14 protein-coding genes and 1 pseudogene are annotated in these 18,634 nt (G+C 46.3%); 11 read left to right on the top strand and 4 right to left on the bottom strand.

The genetic code is table 11. The features are described 5' to 3' along the window. From KIT90_RS27160 to KIT90_RS27145, 4 genes and pseudogenes are all read left to right on the top strand, one after another. Positions 1-108 (top strand): annotated as a pseudogene (locus KIT90_RS27160) (elongation factor Tu); the annotation flags it as partial. A 336-nt stretch (positions 109-444) separates the two neighbouring features. Next, positions 445-633 (top strand): (2Fe-2S)-binding protein, encoded by a 189-nt coding sequence (locus KIT90_RS27155; RefSeq protein WP_005451472.1) that lies wholly within the window; start codon positions 445-447, stop codon positions 631-633. A 74-nt stretch (positions 634-707) separates the two neighbouring features. Then, positions 708-1,184, top strand: a complete 477-nt coding sequence (gene bfr / locus KIT90_RS27150; RefSeq protein ID WP_005438394.1) for a bacterioferritin — start codon at positions 708-710, stop codon at positions 1,182-1,184. A 207-nt stretch (positions 1,185-1,391) separates the two neighbouring features. After that, a complete protein-coding gene (locus tag KIT90_RS27145; RefSeq protein WP_009705505.1) occupies positions 1,392-2,669 on the top strand; it encodes a malic enzyme-like NAD(P)-binding protein in 1,278 nt (425 codons plus the stop codon). A 110-nt stretch (positions 2,670-2,779) separates the two neighbouring features. On the opposite strand, the gene metJ is transcribed toward KIT90_RS27145, so the two are convergent. After that, complete coding sequence (gene metJ / locus KIT90_RS27140) at positions 2,780-3,100, bottom strand: met regulon transcriptional regulator MetJ (RefSeq protein WP_005432736.1); 321 nt, start codon at positions 3,098-3,100, stop codon at positions 2,780-2,782. A 229-nt stretch (positions 3,101-3,329) separates the two neighbouring features. On the opposite strand from metJ, the gene KIT90_RS27135 reads away from it, so the two are divergent. From KIT90_RS27135 to metF, 3 genes are all read left to right on the top strand, one after another. Then, positions 3,330-4,490 carry an O-succinylhomoserine (thiol)-lyase gene (locus KIT90_RS27135; protein WP_078608102.1) on the top strand — a complete coding sequence of 387 codons (1,161 nt, stop codon included), beginning with the start codon at positions 3,330-3,332 and terminating at the stop codon, positions 4,488-4,490. A 17-nt stretch (positions 4,491-4,507) separates the two neighbouring features. After that, positions 4,508-6,916: a bifunctional aspartate kinase/homoserine dehydrogenase II gene (locus KIT90_RS27130; RefSeq protein ID WP_285379653.1), complete on the top strand. Its 2,409-nt coding sequence runs from the start codon at positions 4,508-4,510 to the stop codon at positions 6,914-6,916. 272 nt (positions 6,917-7,188) lie between these two features. Further along, positions 7,189-8,091, top strand: a complete 903-nt coding sequence (metF, locus tag KIT90_RS27125; protein ID WP_005438398.1) for a methylenetetrahydrofolate reductase — start codon at positions 7,189-7,191, stop codon at positions 8,089-8,091. A 70-nt stretch (positions 8,092-8,161) separates the two neighbouring features. On the opposite strand, the gene KIT90_RS27120 is transcribed toward metF, so the two are convergent. From KIT90_RS27120 to argE, 3 genes are all read right to left on the bottom strand, one after another. After that, on the bottom strand, positions 8,162-8,701 hold the full coding sequence (locus tag KIT90_RS27120; RefSeq protein ID WP_009705507.1) for a PadR family transcriptional regulator: 540 nt from the start codon (positions 8,699-8,701) through the stop codon (positions 8,162-8,164). A 439-nt stretch (positions 8,702-9,140) separates the two neighbouring features. Beyond that, complete coding sequence (gene ppc, locus KIT90_RS27115; protein WP_009705509.1) at positions 9,141-11,774, bottom strand: phosphoenolpyruvate carboxylase; 2,634 nt, start codon at positions 11,772-11,774, stop codon at positions 9,141-9,143. A 279-nt stretch (positions 11,775-12,053) separates the two neighbouring features. Next, complete coding sequence (gene argE, locus KIT90_RS27110) at positions 12,054-13,190, bottom strand: acetylornithine deacetylase (RefSeq protein ID WP_122068738.1); 1,137 nt, start codon at positions 13,188-13,190, stop codon at positions 12,054-12,056. 144 nt (positions 13,191-13,334) lie between these two features. On the opposite strand from argE, the gene argC reads away from it, so the two are divergent. The 4 genes from argC to argH all read left to right on the top strand — a co-directional run bounded on the left by argC (position 13,335) and on the right by argH (position 18,582). Then, entirely contained in the window at positions 13,335-14,339 is a 1,005-nt protein-coding gene (gene argC, locus KIT90_RS27105) for an N-acetyl-gamma-glutamyl-phosphate reductase (protein ID WP_285379651.1), read from the top strand. A gap of 21 nt (positions 14,340-14,360) precedes the next feature. Further along, the gene (gene argB / locus KIT90_RS27100) at positions 14,361-15,152 is read left to right on the top strand and encodes an acetylglutamate kinase (protein ID WP_285379649.1); all 792 of its coding nucleotides are present in this window, start codon (positions 14,361-14,363) and stop codon (positions 15,150-15,152) included. 90 nt (positions 15,153-15,242) lie between these two features. Beyond that, positions 15,243-16,457, top strand: a complete 1,215-nt coding sequence (locus tag KIT90_RS27095) for an argininosuccinate synthase (protein WP_009705512.1) — start codon at positions 15,243-15,245, stop codon at positions 16,455-16,457. A 250-nt stretch (positions 16,458-16,707) separates the two neighbouring features. After that, the gene (argH, locus tag KIT90_RS27090; protein WP_005438408.1) at positions 16,708-18,582 is read left to right on the top strand and encodes an argininosuccinate lyase; all 1,875 of its coding nucleotides are present in this window, start codon (positions 16,708-16,710) and stop codon (positions 18,580-18,582) included. The last annotated feature ends 52 nt before the right edge of the window (positions 18,583-18,634 follow it).

The raw sequence follows: 18,634 nt of genomic DNA, 5'->3' as shown, positions 1-18,634 counted from the left end.
CAAGTTGAGCTAATCGCTCCAATCGCTATGGACGAAGGTCTACGTTTCGCTATCCGTGAAGGTGGCCGTACTGTAGGTGCTGGTGTTGTTGCTAAGATCTTCGACTAATTCTTACTGAATTAATCGTAATCTTGCACTCTTCTTCTTTTTGAAGAAAGCGCTAGAAAAAGGGAAGCTAAGGCTTCCCTTTTTTATACCTGCTATTCCTCTTTTCAATATGGTTATAAGCCCGTCATTCTTAATCATGCTTTTTGTTCCTTAAAAACATGAGCTTAGTTCTACTCGATTTTCTCTTCTTTTTAGCTATCTGCTAAGTCACTGAAAACTGCTAAAACGGTCCAGACCGTTATAACAAAACGTTCTGTAATTCGTCTTAACACAACTGGTAACAAGAACGATTCTTGTTTATATTTCATTCCAAAGTAAAATTTAAAGGTTTTGAATATGTACGTTTGTCTTTGCCATGGTGTCTCTGACAAGAAAATTAGGAAGTTGGCGATAGATGAAGGCGTAACCGACATTAAAGGAATCAAACGATGTACTGCTCTAGGTAGCCAATGTGGCAAGTGCATCAAGCAAGCAAAAGAAATTTTAGCTGAAACGGAATACTTAACACTGAAACAAGCTAGCTAATTATTAGTTAGGGCTTTTTGACACCTTCTCATTTGCTTCTACATTTAAATGAAGCCAAAGAGGAGGGCTTTGTCATGAAAGGCGATCCAATCATAATCCAACATCTCAATAAAGTGCTCGGCAACGAGCTCGTCGCTATCAATCAATATTTCCTTCATGCTCGAATGTATAAAGACTGGGGCTTAAAGCATCTTGCTGACAAGGAGTACCACGAATCGATTGATGAAATGAAGCACGCTGATCATCTGATCGAACGTATCTTGTTTTTAGAAGGGCTACCTAACTTGCAGGATCTCGGTAAGCTAATGATTGGAGAAGATACCAAAGAAATGCTTGAGTGCGACTTAAAGCTCGAGATGGCCGCGATTCCCGATTTAAAAGATGCGATTGCTTATGCTGAAGACGTTCGTGATTACGTATCTCGAGATCTTTTCCAAGAGATCTTAGAGGATGAAGAAGAGCATGTTGATTGGCTTGAGACACAACTTGGCTTGATCGAAATGTCCGGCATAGAGAATTATCTGCAAGCACAGTACGTTGATGAAGAGTGAGAAGATAACGCTGTTTTCTCATCTGAACGAAGTGATTCAAAGAGCACCTGACCTGTAAACTAGGTGCTCATCACTAATATCTGGTCTAATCTCTTTTATTATCGGCCTTTTTAAGGATATCGCTCGCAATCTAGCCTATGAAGATTGACTTCTATCCTTTAGAATTTATTCCCCCTTACCGAAAAAATAACAAAAGAGAAACGATCCATGTCTGAAGACAATCGCCAAGAAGTCACCCCAGAAGAAGAACGCCGCCAACAAGCATTGGATTACCATGCATACCCAACTCCAGGAAAAATTGCAGTAGAGCTGACTAAGCCTGCTGAAACTGCAAATGACCTTGCTCTTGCATACAGCCCTGGTGTTGCAGAGCCTGTGCGCGAAATCGCACAGAACGCTGACAACGTGTATAAGTACACAGCGAAGGGCAACATGGTTGCGGTTATTTCTAACGGCACGGCTATTCTTGGTCTTGGTAACCTTGGCCCGCTAGCTTCTAAACCAGTAATGGAAGGTAAAGCGCTATTGTTCAAACGCTTTGCTGGTTTAGATTCAATTGATATCGAAGTAAAACACCGCACGATCGACGAATTTGTCGACACAGTAGCAAACATTGCTGATACATTTGGTGGTATTAACTTAGAAGATATCAAAGCACCAGATTGTTTTGAGATTGAAAAGCGTCTGATTGAGCGTTGTGACGTACCAGTATTCCACGACGATCAACACGGCACAGCGATCGTAACGGCAGCAGGTATGTTGAATGCAATCGAGCTGCAAGGTAAGAAGTTAGAAGAGTCAACCATCGTTTGTCTTGGTGCGGGTGCTGCGGCTGTGGCATGTATGGAGCTGTTGATCAAATGCGGCGCAATGCGCGAGAAGATCTACATGCTGGATCGTAAAGGGGTGATCCATACACGTCGTGACGACCTAAACGAATACAAACAATTATTCGCAAACAACACGGATAAGCGCACGCTAGAAGATGTGATTGAAGGTGCGGATCTATTCTTGGGTGTATCGGGTCCAAACCTACTACCTGCAGAAGCACTGAAGTTAATGGCAGATAAGCCAGTGGTGTTCGCATGTTCAAACCCAGATCCAGAAATCAAACCAGAATTGGCTCACGAAGTGCGTGATGACTTGATCATGGGCACGGGCCGTAGTGATTACCCGAACCAAGTAAACAACGTGCTTTGCTTCCCATTCATTTTCCGCGGTGCGTTGGATGTACGTGCAAGCGAGATTAATGATGAAATGAAGCTAGCAGCAGTTGATGCGATTCGTGAATTGGCAAAAGAGCCTGTTCCAGAAGCTGTATTGAAGGCGGCAGGTGTAGACAAGCTAGAGTTTGGTTCTGACTACATCATTCCAAAACCAATGGACTCACGTCTATTACCACGCGTAGCAAAAGCGGTTGCACAAGCTGCAGTTGATTCAGGTGTCGCGCGTATTGAGATGCCTGAAAACTACATGGCTGAGTAATTAGTAGAGTAGACGCTTCAGATAAACAAAAGGGACGCCAGTGCGTCCCTTTTTCGTTTGGTTTGAAACTGCCCCGGTGCAGGTTCTCACCTTGACGAATTTGTAAGCAATTATTCTTCGTCAAATGCTTCGAATTCGATGCCCATTGCTGTCATCAGTGCTTTCGCTTCCGTCGGAATATCATCTGGACGGTCTTTACGAAGGTCTTCATCTGTTGGCAGTGGTTGGCCTGTGTAAGCATGTAAGAACGCTTCACATAATAGTTCACTGTTAGTCGCATGGCGTAAGTTGTTGATCTGGCGGCGAGTTCGCTCATCAGTCAGCACTTTTAAAACTTTTAGCGGGATAGAGACGGTAATTTTTTTTACTTGTTCGCTTTTTTTACCGTGCTCAGCATACGGGCTAATGTATTCGCCATTCCAGTCAGCCATTGCGCACCTTCATTAATGTAATAAGTTAGAGAAATAAATATAGGTGCTGATTTTAGCTGCATTTACTGCCATAAGCAAAGACATATAGACGTCTAGAAGTGTTGACGTCTCATTTTTAGACAAGTAAAGTGAGGTTAATAGTTAGGGAAGAGTGTTAATCAATTGAGCAATACAAGCTAGATATAGCGCATTCCCATTTAGATGTCACCACCCGTGAAAGGATACACCCATGAGCACCCGTAAGCCTGCGACCATTGCTGTACGCACTGGTATCGAGTCAGACAGTCAATATCACGCTGTTGTACCACCAATCTACCTTTCTACTAACTACGGCTTCCCTGCGTTTGGCGAAGTTCCACAATACGATTACACCCGTTCTGGTAACCCAAACCGAGGCTTGTTAGAAAAAGCACTGTATGAGCTTGAATCAGGCAAAGGCGCGGTTGTCACTAACTGCGGAACTTCTGCATTGAACCTTTGGGTATCGGCGTTTCTTGGACCTGATGACTTAATTGTCGCGCCGCATGATTGCTACGGCGGTACTTACCGTTTGTTCAATACTCGCTCCCAAAAAGGCGACTTTAAAGTGCAGTTTGTTGACCAATCGGATCAGCAAGCGTTGGATGCGGCGATTGCGAAAAAGCCAAAGCTTATCTTGTTAGAGACACCATCAAACCCGCTCGTACGCGTTGTAGATATTGCGGCCGTGTGTGAGAAAGCAAAACAAGTCGGCGCTTTAGTTGCGGTGGACAATACCTTTTTGACACCTGTGTACCAAAAGCCTTTGGAGCTTGGTGCGGATTTTGTTATCCACTCAACAACGAAATACATTAATGGTCACTCCGACGTGATTGGTGGTGTGGTGATCACCAAGAGCGAAGAGCATGCTGAAGAATTAGCATGGTGGGGGAACTGCATTGGCGCTACGGGTACGCCATTCGACAGTTATATGACGCTCCGTGGAATTCGCACGCTGGGTGCGCGAATGCGAGTCCATGAAGAAAGTTCTCAGCAAGTGTTGGCGTATCTGCAAACACAATCTTTGGTGGCGAAGATTTATCATCCGAGTCTGCCAGAGCATCCGGGTCATGACATTGCGAAAAAACAACAATCAGGCTTTGGCTCTATGCTGAGCTTTGAATTTGCCGGTTCGTTTGAGCAATTAAAAGTGTTCGTTAAAGAGCTTGACCTGTTCTCCCTTGCTGAGTCGTTAGGTGGTGTAGAAAGCTTGATTTGTCACCCTGCTTCAATGACGCATCGTGCGATGGGTGAAGAAGCTCTAGCTGAAGCAGGTGTTTCTCAACAGTTACTGCGTTTATCAGTTGGCTTAGAAGATGCGCAAGATCTGATTGCCGATCTTGAGCAAGCATTCGCGAAAGCAGCACAGTAATTGGGAGAGAAAAGGTCATGAGTGTACAACGTCAGCTGCATAAATTTGGTGGTAGCAGCTTAGCAAACCCAGAGTGTTACCAACGCGTCGTGGGGATCCTTAAAGAGTATTCATCAGAAAATGATTTAGTGGTGGTGTCCGCAGCAGGCAAAACCACTAACCGCTTGATTGAATTTTTGGAAGGGTTGGATAAAGACGGCCGCATCGCACACGAAGCGCTGCAAAGCTTACGTCAGTTCCAGACAGAGTTAGTTGAAGCTTTGTTAGAAGGAGAAGCCCAAGCGCAGGTGCTTGCTTCTCTTCAAGATGAATTCAGTACCTTAGCTGAGTTAACGGCTCCGCTAACAGAAGCACAAAAAGCCGCAGTGCTAGGGCATGGTGAAGTCTGGTCCTCACGTTTGCTAGCCGCCTTGTTATCTCAGCAAGACTTGCCAGCAGTCGCTCAAGACTCACGTGCCTTTTTGCGCGCAGAAGCAGGCACGCAGCCAGAAGTCGATCGTGCTCGTTCTTATGCACTTATTAAAGAAGCGTTAACTCAACATAACCATAAGCGCGTCATCATTACGGGGTTCATGGCACAGAATAATGCAGGTGAAACCGTTCTATTAGGTCGCAATGGTTCAGATTACTCAGCCACTGTGATTGGTGCGTTGGCGGAAGCAAATACCGTGACAATCTGGAGTGATGTCGCTGGTGTGTATAGTGCAGACCCGCGTTTGGTGTCGGATGCATGCTTGTTACCCCTACTGCGTTTAGACGAGGCGAGTGAGCTTGCTCGTTTAGCCGCTCCAGTACTGCACAGTCGCACGCTTCAGCCTGTTGCTCAAAGTGCGATGGATTTGAACCTAAAGTGCAGCTATCAACCAGAATCTGGCTCAACGCGTATTGAACGTGTATTAGCCTCGGGTCGTGGTGCGAAGATCATTACTTCTCTTGATGAAGTGCTACTGGTTCAACTTTCATTTGTGCATGGCCATGATTTTGAGCGAGCGCAGAAAGAAGTATTGCAAGCGTTAAAGCGCGCTCAATTAGAGCCACTAGCATTTGAAGCGCAAGAGGATCAGCAAACCTTGCGTTTGGCGTACACCGCAGAGATTGCTGGCGGAGCATTGACTTATCTACAAGAGCTCGCCGTTGAAGCAGAAATCAAACTGAAAGAAGGGTATTCGTTGCTAGCTGCAGTCGGTGCAGGTGTGACGAAAAACGCAAACCACTGCTTTGGTTTCTACCAACAACTGAAGCATGCGCCTGTTGAGTTTATTTCAGAGACGGAATCTGGCTTGAGCTTGGTCGCTGTACTACGCCGTGCAGAAGTCGAAGAGTTAGTTCAACGTATTCATAGCCAGCTGTTTCAAGCGCAGAAGCGCGTAGCGGTGGCTTTGTGTGGTAAAGGTAACATTGGTTCAAGTTGGTTATCGTTGTTTTCTGAGCAAAAAGAAGAGCTCGAAAAACGCCACGGCATGAGTTTTGATTTGGTTGCCGTTGTAGACAGCCAGACTTACTGGTTTGATGAAAACGGTATTGATGCAGCAACGGTTGCCCAGCGCTTCGATGATGAAAGCATTGAGAATGACGGTCACTGGCTCAATAAACTGGGTGCTCTGCAAAATTACGATGAAGCGGTCGTGCTTGATGTCACGGCAAGCAAGGAGCTCGCTGCCCGTTATGTAGACATTGCACAGCAAGGTATTCACCTGATCTCTGCAAACAAAGTGGCGGGTTCAGCAGACAGCCATTACTACCACCAAGTGCAAGATGCTTTTGCGAAGATCGGTCGTCATTGGCTTTACAACGCGACAGTGGGGGCAGGGCTACCGATAAACCATACGGTTCGAGATTTACGTGAAAGTGGCGATGATATTGTTGCACTATCAGGCATTTTCTCGGGTACGTTATCGTGGTTATTTCAACAGTTTGACGGTTCGGTACCTTTTGCCGAGCTTGTCGACTTAGCATGGCAACAAGGTTTGACTGAGCCTGATCCTCGCTCCGATTTGGATGGCTCTGATGTCATGCGCAAGCTGGTTATCTTAGCTCGTGAGTCTGGTTTAAATATTGAGCCTGAGAGCGTGAAGGTTGAGTCACTTGTTCCTGAGGAATTACGTGATTTGAGCATTGATGCTTTCTTTGACCAAGGTGATATTCTCAGCGAGATTCTTCAAGAACGTTTGACCAAGGCGCAGAGAAACGACCAAGTGCTACGTTACGTCGCACGCCTAGAACGTAATGGTAAAGCAACGGTGGGTGTAGAAGCGTTGTCACGTGAGCATGCATTAGCGAACTTGTTGCCGTGCGACAACATCTTTGCCATTGAGAGTAAGTGGTACAAAGACAATCCTTTGGTGATTCGCGGCCCTGGTGCGGGGCGAGAAGTAACGGCTGGTGCGATTCAATCGGACCTTAACCGCCTAGCGGGCTTGTTCTAAATCTCGCTGAAGCAATTTTTGCGAACGACAACAAAACCTCGGACTGTCTCCGGGGTTTTTTATTATTTGGATAATGCCATACTGGATTGGGAGTTTTGGCTAAGGATTGGTCATACAGGAACTTGAACTATCCTCATCATGAACTTGAGAAAAATTCATAATCACAAGGTTGACATTAAATCACATTCAATACATTCTGTAGACATATAGACGTCTAAACGGCGATTTAAGGAATTTTGATTTCGTGGTGGAGTTGCCACAGGGAGAGTAAGATGGGATACACGCATGCAGGGCACATCGATGCCTTAAACCAGAATATCGCTGAACTATCAGACAATATCAACGTCTCATTTGAGTTTTTTCCACCAAGCAGTGAGAAGATGGAAGAAACACTGTGGAACTCAGTACACCGCCTTAAAACTCTTCAACCAAAATTTGTATCTGTTACGTACGGCGCAAACTCAGGCGAACGTGACAGAACCCACTCGATCATTAAAGAAATCAAAGCTGCGACAGGCCTTGTTGCTGCGCCTCACTTAACTTGTATCGATGCATCTCGTGATGAACTCATCAACATTGCAGATGACTATTGGAATAACGGTATCAAGAACATTGTTGCCCTGCGTGGTGACATTCCACCAGGTGGCGGTGCGCCAGACATGTACGCTTCGGACTTGGTAGAGTTGCTTAAAGCGCGCCATGATTTCGATATTTCAGTAGCCGCTTTCCCAGAAGTTCACCCAGAAGCAAAAAGTGCTCAATCAGATCTGCTTAACCTAAAGCGTAAGGTAGATGCAGGGGCAAACCGTGCAATTACCCAATTCTTCTTCGATGTGGAGTCTTACCTACGCTTCCGTGACCGTTGTGTAGCGGCAGGAATTGATGTTGAAATTGTCCCAGGTATTTTGCCAGTTTCTAACTTCAAACAAGCCTCTCGCTTTGCGGCGCAGAACAATGTGAAAGTACCTGGCTGGATGAGTAAGCAGTTTGAAGGCCTAGATGATGACCCAGTGACGCGTCAGCTCGTGGGTGCAAGCCAAGCGATTGATATGGTTCGTGTATTAAGCCGTGAAGGTGTAAAAGATTTTCACTTCTACACATTGAACCGTGCAGAGATGACTTATGCACTTTGCCACACTCTAGGTGTTCGTCCACAAGTTGCAGTAGGCGCTTAATACGCTTTCCCCAGATAAACAAAAGGCTTGCCCATCGGCAAGCCTTTTTCGTTTCATTTAAAGTGACGAATTAGCCGATCACTTCAAGTTCTGTTAGCACTTCTTCTGCCCAGTTAATCCAAGCTTCACGTAGCATTAAGTTGCGACGAAGTGTTAGACGCTCAAGACGCGCTTGTTTGTCTAGTGTTGATGGTGTTGCGTAGTACGCTGCTTCAATCTCTTTGTAGTGAGAAACCAGTTTGCGAGACTCTTCTACAAGCTCAGAAAGTTGATCGCGGAACGGCGTCGCTGGTTGCACTGCACAAGCCATTAGCTTTGCAGAGAACTCATCACGTACTGTTGGGTGTGCAGTTGGTTGATCAAACCACTCGCCCAGAGCGCTACGACCAGCGTCAGTGATTGAGTATACCTTACGGTCTGGTTTGCCTTCTTGAGGTTCTAATACGCAAGTAACCAGTTCTTTCTCAGCCATTTTATTAAGTTCACGATAAACTTGTTGGTGGCTTGCTTTCCAGAAGTAACCGATGCTAGCTGAGAATTCTTTAGTGATGTCGTAACCGGTAGCGTCGCGAGTGCTAAGTACAGTTAAAATTACGTGTGGTAATGACATGTCTTCAATCCAAATGGTCAATAAACTTGTAAACAAGCTATCTACACTTTCAGTTGCGCTCTTATTGGCGCTTGAGTTTTTTATGTGTAAATAGCACCAACAATGTTGGTCCTGTCACCTTAAAGCCGTTTATCACCTAGAGTGATGGGTGTTTCCATCGAGCTGGAGCTTATTTAATTGGACTTGTGAGCTTCCAGCAGGCAAGTAGTATATAAATAATAAGCATGAAGTGGAATAGTAGGACAAAATTACCCAAAAAAACTAATAAAATACTCAATAGTGTTTTTGTGTAGTGATTTATTTTGTTTTTAAGAGACTTTTTGTTTTCTTTTTGGATTAATGAGCTGGTTGCGTATTGCTCAAATAGTAGAAGTGATTGGTGATTGGTAATAAAGGCTGAGCAAGAGCTCAGCCTTTTAATGCTTTTAGCGTAGCTAAGTTAACCTGTGTTACGCATACCTGCGGCAATACCAGCAATCGTCACCATCAATGCTTCTTCAAGATTTGCAGAAGCTTCTTCTGTTTGACGAGTACGGTATAGCAACTCTGCTTGAAGCATGTTCAATGGCTCTACGTAGATGTTACGTAGGCGGATTGATTCTTGGCCCCAAGGGTCGCTTTGCATCAGGTTCTCGTTGTTCTCTACGTTCAGTACGGACTTAATATCACGTTGAAGCTGTTCACGTAGTCGGTCACCCAATGGTTGAAGTGGCGTCTCAACTAGGCGTTGATCATAGTAACGAGAGATTTCCATATTGCACTTGGTGTACACCATCTCAAGCATGCCTAGGCGAGTTGAGAAGAACGGCCATTCACGACACATCTCTTCCAGTAACGCCTGATGACCTTTGTCTACCGAGTATTGAATTGCTTCACCAGCACCTAGCCATGCAGGTAAAACCAAGCGGTTTTGGCTCCAAGAGAAGATCCATGGAATCGCACGTAAGCTTTCTACGCCACCGTTTGGATTACGTTTTGCAGGGCGAGAGCCTAGAGGCAGTTTACCTAGCTCAAGCTCAGGTGTTGCTTGGCGGAAGTAAGGTACGAAGTCTGGCTCGCCACGAACGACGCTACGGTAGGCTTCACAGCTCACTTCAGACAGCACGTCCATTAGGTCGCGCCACTCTTGTTTAGGCTCTGGCGGTGGCAGTAGGTTAGCTTCAAGGATTGCACTCGCGTACAGGTTGAAGCTGTTAACGGCAACATCAGGTAGACCCAGTTTAAAGCGGATCATCTCACCTTGCTCTGTTACGCGCAGGCCGCCTTTCAGACTCTTAGGTGGTTGAGACAGTAGTGCTGCATGAGCAGGCGCACCACCACGACCAATCGTACCGCCACGACCGTGGAACAGTGTGAGTTCTACGCCTTCTTCTTCTGCAACCTTAACCAGTGAATCCATCGCGTGGTATTGCGCCCAGCCTGCTGACATTACGCCTGCATCTTTTGCAGAGTCAGAGTAGCCGATCATCACCATTTGGTGGTTTTGGATAAAGCCACGATATAGGTCGATGCCCATCAGCTGTTTGATTACCGCTTCCGCGTTGTTCAAATCGTCTAGCGTTTCGAACAGAGGACATACGTCCATGCGGTAAGGACAACCTGCTTCTTGCAACAGTAGGTGCACAGCAAGTACGTCAGAAGCGGTACGTGCCATTGAGATAACGTAAGCACCAAATGCTTCGCGAGGTTGCGCAGCAACAATCTTACAGGTATCCAAAACCTCTTTAACTGGTTCTGATGGTTCCCAGTCGCGAGGTAGAAGAGGGCGCTTAGAGGCAAGTTCGTTAGTTAGGAAAGCTACCTTATCTTGCTCGCTCCACTGCTCGTAGTCACCAATACCTAGGTAACGAGTCAGTTCAGATAGAACGTCGGCATGACGAGTACTTTCTTGACGGATATCGAGACGAACTAGGTGGATACCAAACGCTTTAACACGGCGTAGCGTATCCAGCAGTGAGCCGTTGGCAATTACGCCCATGCCACATTCATTTAGTGATTGGTAACACGCGTAAAGTGGTTCCCAAAGCTGCTCTACTTTTTGCAGTGGCGCTTTGACTGCCAGTTTCTGGCCATGAACTTTCGCGTCTAGAATGTCTTTCGTTTCATTCAATAGTGAACGAAGCTGTTTCAGGATCGCACGGTATGGTTCGTGTTGATCATCACCGGCAAGCTCACGAACTTTATCGTTGCATACTGTCATCGACAGTTCGCTGATCAGCTCGTTGATGTCATTAAGGTATAGGTCTGCCGCTTTCCAGCGAGACAGAAGCAGTACTTCACGAGTCACGCTGTGGGTTACAAATGGGTTACCGTCACGGTCACCACCCATCCAAGATGAAAAGTGCACAGGGCGGGCATCAATTGGTAGACCTTCGCCAAGGTAAGATTTCAGGCGGTCGTTCATTTCACGTAGGAAGTCAGGTACGGCTTCCCATAGTGAGTTCTCTACAACCGCAAAGCCCCACTTGGCTTCATCAAGAGGCGTTGGACGCTGCTGACGGATAACGTCAGAGTGCCAGCTTTGAACGATAAGTTGCTCAAGGCGACGTTCAGTTTTTTTACGCTCTTTGAAAGAGAGATCGCTCAGCTCTAGCTTAGATAAACACTCGTTGATCTTCACCAGCTTGTTGATCATGGTGCGACGAGTGATTTCGGTTGGGTGCGCAGTTAGAACCAATTCAATGTTCAGGTCGCGAACCGCTTGCGCCGTGTCTAGCTTGCTCACATCATTTTGCACTAGCTTTGAGAACAGCGAGTTAATTGCGTCAGGTTCGCAGATGTGCTCTTCACAATGGCGTGAAATGGTGTGGTATTGCTCAGCAATATTGGTCAGGTTTAGAAATTGGTTGAACGCACGGGTCACGGGCGTTAATTGCTCATCTGGTAGGCTTTTAATTTCTTCTATTAAGCTGTCTCTGTCAGCATTATTCCCAGCTTGAGCCGATTTGGATAATTTACGAATGGTTTCCACTTTCTCGAAGATTTCTTCGCCATGAGCATCACGAATTGTGTTACCCAGAAGGTGGCCCAACATGCGCACATTACTTTTGAGTGCGGCGTATTTCTCGTTCATTGTCATCCTGCCTCGTAAAAAAACTACATCCATTGTCCTTGTTAAGACTCCAATCTAGCGAAAACCACCAGTTCTAGTCAAATAAAGCAGAGTAAGTTTGCAATTATTCCACTGCTCTCCTGATTTAGAGCAAAATTAGGTCAGCTTATGCCGCTTGAAGTGAAAATTAATTACAAAATCGCTCACTAAAAGAAGGATATAGCGTGCTAGAAGATGAGTGGCGCAGATAACAAAATGCAGCCCAATCGAGCTGCATTGTCAGGAAAGTACAGAATGCGACTAACAACAATATTTCACCATCGCACGTGACAGCACATCGATAGTTGGGTCAATAAAGTCGAAAGAGAGGAATTCATCTGGTTGGTGGGCTTGGTCAATAGAGCCAGGACCAAGAACTAAGGTAGGGCACAACTGTTGAAGAAATGGTGCTTCAGTACAGTAGTTAACGGTTTCTGAACTGGTTTGGCAGATCTCTTCAACACCACCGATAAATGGGTGGTCGTGTTGACATTCGTAACCCGGAATTGGCTCGTGCAGGGGAATAATTTCTAATCGCCCTGGCCATTTCGCTTCTACTTCTTTCAAGGCTCCGCGCAGCATGTTCTCTAAACCATCAAGGCTAATACCAGGAAGAGGACGCACGTCATAATGTAGTTCACAGCAGCCGCAAATACGGTTTGCACTGTCACCGCCATGAATATGACCAAGGTTTAGGGTAGGACTCGGAATGGCAAAACCCGGATGGTGGTATTCTTTCACTAGCTTGTCACGCAGTTGCATCATGGCAAACATGACCTCATGCATGATTTCAATGGCGTTGATACCAAGTGCAGGATCCGATGAGTGACCAGATTTCCCCGTTACGCGAATAGCATTTGCCACATGTCCTTTGTGACCACGAATAGGCACTAGGCTAGTAGGTTCACCAATGATGCAGTAATCCGGTTTAAAAGGCGCGTTCTCAGTGAAATGACGCGCACCTAGCATAGTAGTTTCTTCATCACAGGTCGCCAACACATAAAGCGGCTTGGTCTGCTTACTCCAGTCGACTTTCTTTACCGCTTCATAAATAAAGGCAAAGAAGCCTTTCATATCCGCCGTACCTAAACCGTAAAAGCGGTTGTCTTTCTCGGTCAGCTTATGTGGATCAAAACTCCAGCGCCCTTCATCAAATGGCACGGTATCACTGTGGCCTGCGAGAAGTAAGCCGCCTTCACCGTCACCCATACGTGCGATCATATTGTGTTTGCCTGGTTCCACTTCGATCACTTCAACACTAAAGCCAAGATCTTTAAACCAAGATGCCAGCTTCTCGATCACTTTGGCATTGCCTTGATCCCAACTTGGATCGGTTGAGCTTATCGAAGAGGTACTGATCAGTCCTTCATAGACCTCTAGAAAACTTGGTAATTGCATGGATTCTTCAATTCTCCTGTTGACAGACAGAGCACAAAAATGTAAAACACATATTAAATCATATTTATTGAATAAAAAATCAAAATAAAGCAAAAATTAAATATGAATAATCACTTTGAGCCTTAAGTATATGGATGTCATGTAATGCTAAAAACCACGATTATCGGAGCCAGCGGCTACACCGGCGCAGAGTTGGCTTTAATGGTCAACAAACACCCTGAACTCAAGCTATCAGGTTTATACGTTTCCGCCAATAGCGTAGATGCAGGAAAGAATATTGCTCAATTGCACGGCAAGTTAGCGGGTGTGATTGATATGCCAGTTTCGCCACTGACTGACCCTGAGCAGGTTGCTCAAGCGTCAGATGTGGTCTTTCTGGCTACAGCACATGAAGTGAGCCACGACTTAGCCCCAATTTTCTTAGAGGCGGGCTGTCAGGTATTCGATTTATCCGGTGCATTCCGTGTGAAAAGCGAAGGCTTCTACAACACCTTCTATGGCTTCGAACATCAATATAACAACTGGCTAGATAAAGCAGCATACGGCTTAGCGGAGTGGAACCAAGAATCAATAAAAACCACTCCTTTGATTGCAGTGGCAGGTTGCTACCCGACCGCTTCACAGCTTGCAATCAAACCTTTATTAGAACACGCATTACTGGATACCAACCAATGGCCTGTGATTAACGCAACTAGCGGTGTATCAGGTGCAGGGCGTAAAGCTTCCATGGTTAACAGCTTCTGCGAAGTGAGCTTGCAACCTTACGGTGTCTTTAACCATCGTCACCAACCAGAGATTGCTCAGCATTTGGGTTGCGATGTGATTTTTACTCCACACCTAGGCAACTTTAAGCGCGGCATTCTTGCCACTATCACGATGAAGTTGGCGCAAGGCGTGACGGAAGCACAGGTGGCGAAAGCGTTTGAACAAGCTTACCAAGGCAAGCCTGCGGTTCGTCTTAAAGGTGATGGTATTCCACGTATTCAGGATGTCGAAAATACCCCTTTCTGTGATATCGGCTGGAAGGTACATGGCGAACACATCATTGTGATTTCGGCGATCGACAACCTACTTAAAGGTGCATCGAGTCAAGCGGTGCAATGTCTCAACATTCATTACGGTTACCCAGAACTGACAGCGTTGCTGTAGTCGTTGAAAGAGGGAAATGCGATGACGCAAACCAATCAAGCTCCTTTAGTCATTAAGCTCGGTGGTGCAGCTCTATCTTGCACTCAAACCTTAAGCCAACTGTTTGGCGCCATTGCGGCTTACCAAAAATCGGCACAGCGACAAATCGCCATCGTTCATGGCGGTGGCTACCTAGTTGATGAGTTGATGGCCAAGCTTCAGCTTGAAACCGTAAAGAAAAACGGTCTTCGCGTAACGCCTTATGAGCAAATTCCTGTGATTGCAGGTGCGCTTGCGGGGACAGCAAACAAATTGCTTCAAGGTCAAGCGATTGCGGATGGTCTAAACGCTGTAGGTCTTAGTCTCGCTGATGGTGGGCTATGTCATGTTGAAGAGCTGGACCCAGGGCTAGGCGCTGTAGGCAAAGCATCACCAGGTGATTCAACCCTTTTACAAGCGGTGCTAAACGCAGGTGCACTGCCGATCATCAGTTCAATTGGTCTGACAGAAAAAGGTCAGATGATGAATGTGAATGCTGACCAAGCTGCGGTTGCCGTGGCCGGTGCATTGGATGCGGAGTTAGTGCTTCTGTCCGATGTGAGCGGTGTACTCGATGGCAAAGGACATTTGATCAAAACGCTATCTGAGCAAGAAGCCGATGCATTGATCAAAGGGCAAGTGATCACCGATGGCATGATCGTCAAAGTTAAAGCCGCTTTGGAGGCCGCCAACGATCTTGGTCGTCCTATCGAAGTCGCGACATGGCGTTACCCAGAGAAACTGACCCAGCTATTTGCGGGTGACAGTATTGGAACGCAGTTTCTGCCGCAATAAAGCAGAAGCAAAACAGTTAAAGAATTCAACATTAGGAAGTGGTTGGCACTGACCGCCGAGAGCAGCGCCAGTTAAGTTTGGAGAAAAAACATGAGCAAAGTGAACGTAAATAAAGTGGTAGTCGCATACTCAGGCGGTCTAGATACTTCTGTAATCATCCCGTGGCTAAAAGAGAATTACGACTGTGAAGTAGTAGCTTTCGTTGCCGATGTTGGTCAAGGTGCCGAAGAGCTAGAAGGTATTGAAGCGAAAGCAAAAGCTTCAGGTGCTTCTGAGTGCTACATCGCTGACCTGAAAGAAGAAATGGTCGCAGACTACATTTACCCGACACTAAAAACGGGCGCTTACTACGAAGGTAAATATCTACTAGGTACGTCAATGGCGCGTCCAATCATTGCCAAAGCGCAGGTTGAAGTCGCACGTAAAGTTGGCGCAGACGCTCTGTGTCATGGCTGTACAGGTAAAGGCAACGACCAAGTACGTTTTGAAGGTGCATTTGCAGCGCTAGCACCAGATCTGCATGTTATTGCGCCTTGGCGTGAGTGGGATCTAGTGAGCCGTGAAGAATGTCTGGATTACCTAGCAGAGCGCAATATCCCTTGTACGGCTTCTCTTACTAAGATTTACTCGCGTGATGCGAACGCATGGCACATTTCTACTGAAGGTGGCGTTCTAGAAGATACATGGAATGCGCCAAATGAAGATTGCTGGGCTTGGACGGTAGACCCAGAGCAAGCACCAAATGAAGCTGAAACCGTGACGCTGAAAGTAGCGAAAGGTGAAGTTGTTGAGGTAGATGGTGAAGCGATGACACCATACAACGCGTTGGTTTACCTAAACGAAAAAGGTGCGAAGCACGGTGTTGGTCGTATTGATATTGTCGAAAACCGTCTAGTGGGTATGAAGTCTCGTGGTTGCTACGAAACTCCGGGTGGCACCATCATGATGGAAGCGCTGCGTGCCGTAGAGCAACTGGTGCTGGACAAAGCGTCATTTGAATTCCGCGAGGAGCTTGGCCTGAAAGCATCTCATCTTGTGTACGATGGTCGTTGGTTCACGCCGCTATGTAAGTCTATCCTTGCGGCTTCTGAAGAGCTCGCGCAAGATGTGAATGGCGAAGTGGTTGTGAAGCTTTACAAAGGCCACGCAACGGTAACGCAAAAACGTTCGGATAACAGTTTGTACTCTGAAGAGTTTGCTACTTTTGGTGAAGATGAAGTTTATGACCAAAGCCATGCTGAAGGCTTTATCCGCCTTTACTCGCTATCAAGCCGTATTCGTGCGTTGAACAGCCAGAAAAAATAAGCCAATTTAACGCCTTATAAGATAAGAGACCTGCCACTATTGGCAGGTCTTTTTCGTTTTTGCTGACCTCATTGGCATAAAGATAAAATAATCATGAATAAATATGTAGAAATATTGAATTTCTACTTTATTTTTATCCGTGATTATCGTAACGTTGAAACATAAGAAAAAGTGAGCAAATGACCACCGATTTGGTCAACACTTAATGAAGAACACGTTAGCGTAAGCAATAGTCATCAGGAGAGACGCAATGGCATTATGGGGCGGAAGATTTACCCAAGCGGCAGACACCAGATTTAAAGACTTCAACGATTCATTGCGTTTCGATTACCGATTGGCTGAGCAAGACATCGTAGGCTCAATTGCGTGGTCTAAAGCATTGCTTTCTGTTGACGTGTTATCTGCAGAAGAACAACAAAAGCTTGAGCTGGCACTGAATGAGCTCAAACTGGAAGTGATGGAAGACCCACATCAAATCTTGCGCTCAGACGCGGAAGATATCCACTCTTGGGTCGAGCAACAACTGATCAACAAGGTCGGTGACCTAGGTAAAAAGCTACACACGGGCCGTTCTCGTAATGACCAAGTGGCAACCGACCTTAAACTTTGGTGTCGCCAGCAAGGTCAGCAATTGTTAATTGCGCTTGATCGCCTGCAAACTCAGATGGTTGGCGTTGCCAAGCAACATCAAGGTACCGTTCTTCCGGGTTACACTCACTTGCAACGTGCTCAACCTGTGACGTTTGCGCACTGGTGTTTGGCTTATGTGGAAATGTTTGAGCGTGATTACTCACGTTTGAGTGATGCCCTTAAGCGTTTAGATACTTGTCCACTTGGATCGGGGGCGCTTGCTGGTACCGCTTATCCCATCGATCGTGAAGAGCTGGCTCATAACCTTGGTTTCCATCGTGCAACGCGTAACTCGTTGGACTCGGTTTCTGACCGTGACCACGTGATGGAGTTGATGTCTGTGGCGTCTATCTCGATGTTGCACCTGTCTCGTTTGGCGGAAGATATGATCTTCTACAACTCGGGTGAATCTAACTTTATTGAATTAGCCGATACCGTGACGTCAGGTTCTTCTCTGATGCCGCAAAAGAAAAACCCAGATGCACTCGAGCTTATTCGTGGTAAGACAGGCCGTGTATATGGTGCACTTGCTGGCATGATGATGACAGTGAAAGCGCTGCCACTGGCTTACAACAAAGACATGCAGGAAGACAAAGAAGGCCTGTTCGATGCACTTGATACATGGAACGACTGCATGGAAATGGCTGCACTGTGTTTTGACGGCATCAAGGTTAATGGTGAGCGTACGTTAGAAGCCGCGAAGCAAGGTTACGCAAACTCTACCGAACTGGCTGATTACCTAGTAGCGAAAGGCATCCCATTCCGTGAAGCGCACCATATCGTTGGCGTTGCCGTCGTTGGTGCGATTGCCAAAGGATGTGCACTAGAAGAGCTGTCGATTGATGAGCTGAAAGCTTTCTCTGAAGTGATTGAAGCGGATGTGTATGACATCTTAACCATCGACTCGTGTCTTGAGAAACGTTGTGCACTAGGTGGTGTGTCTCCTCAACAAGTGGCTTACGCTGTTGACCAAGCAGACAAGCGTCTGTCTCAACGCGATACATCAGCAGTCAACGTTCGCCCTGCTCGCTTAACGGACATCGAAACGTTAGAAGGCATGGTGGCATACTGGGCAAACATGGGTGAAAACTTACCACGCTCACGCAATGAGTTGGTACGTGATATTGGCTCCTTCGCGGTTGCCGAGCACCACGGAGAAGTAACCGGATGTGCATCTTTGTATGTCTATGACTCAGGGTTGGCAGAGATTCGCTCTCTCGGTATTGAAGCCGGTTGGCAAGGCCAAGGGCAGGGCAGTGCGATTGTGAACTATCTAGTTGAGAAAGCGCGCCAAATGGCCATCAAGAAAGTCTTTGTGCTGACACGTACGCCAGAATTCTTTATGAAGCAGAGCTTCTTGCCAACGTCGAAGTCATTGTTGCCTGAGAAAGTCCTGAAAGATTGCGATCAGTGTCCGCGTCAGCATGCGTGTGATGAAGTTGCACTAGAGATCAACTTGTTCGAACAATTGATCCAGAAAAGTAACGTAGCCTAGGTTGATGATTCTATTAGTATTTAAGAAAATACTAAAAAAATTGGAAAAAAAC

Source organism: Vibrio sp. B172a, from assembly GCF_030248355.1.
In the GTDB taxonomy this organism is placed as follows: Bacteria; Pseudomonadota; Gammaproteobacteria; order Enterobacterales; family Vibrionaceae; genus Vibrio; species Vibrio owensii.
The sequence above is the reverse complement of the archived record's forward strand: the minus strand, read 5'-3'. Positions and strand labels throughout refer to the sequence as shown.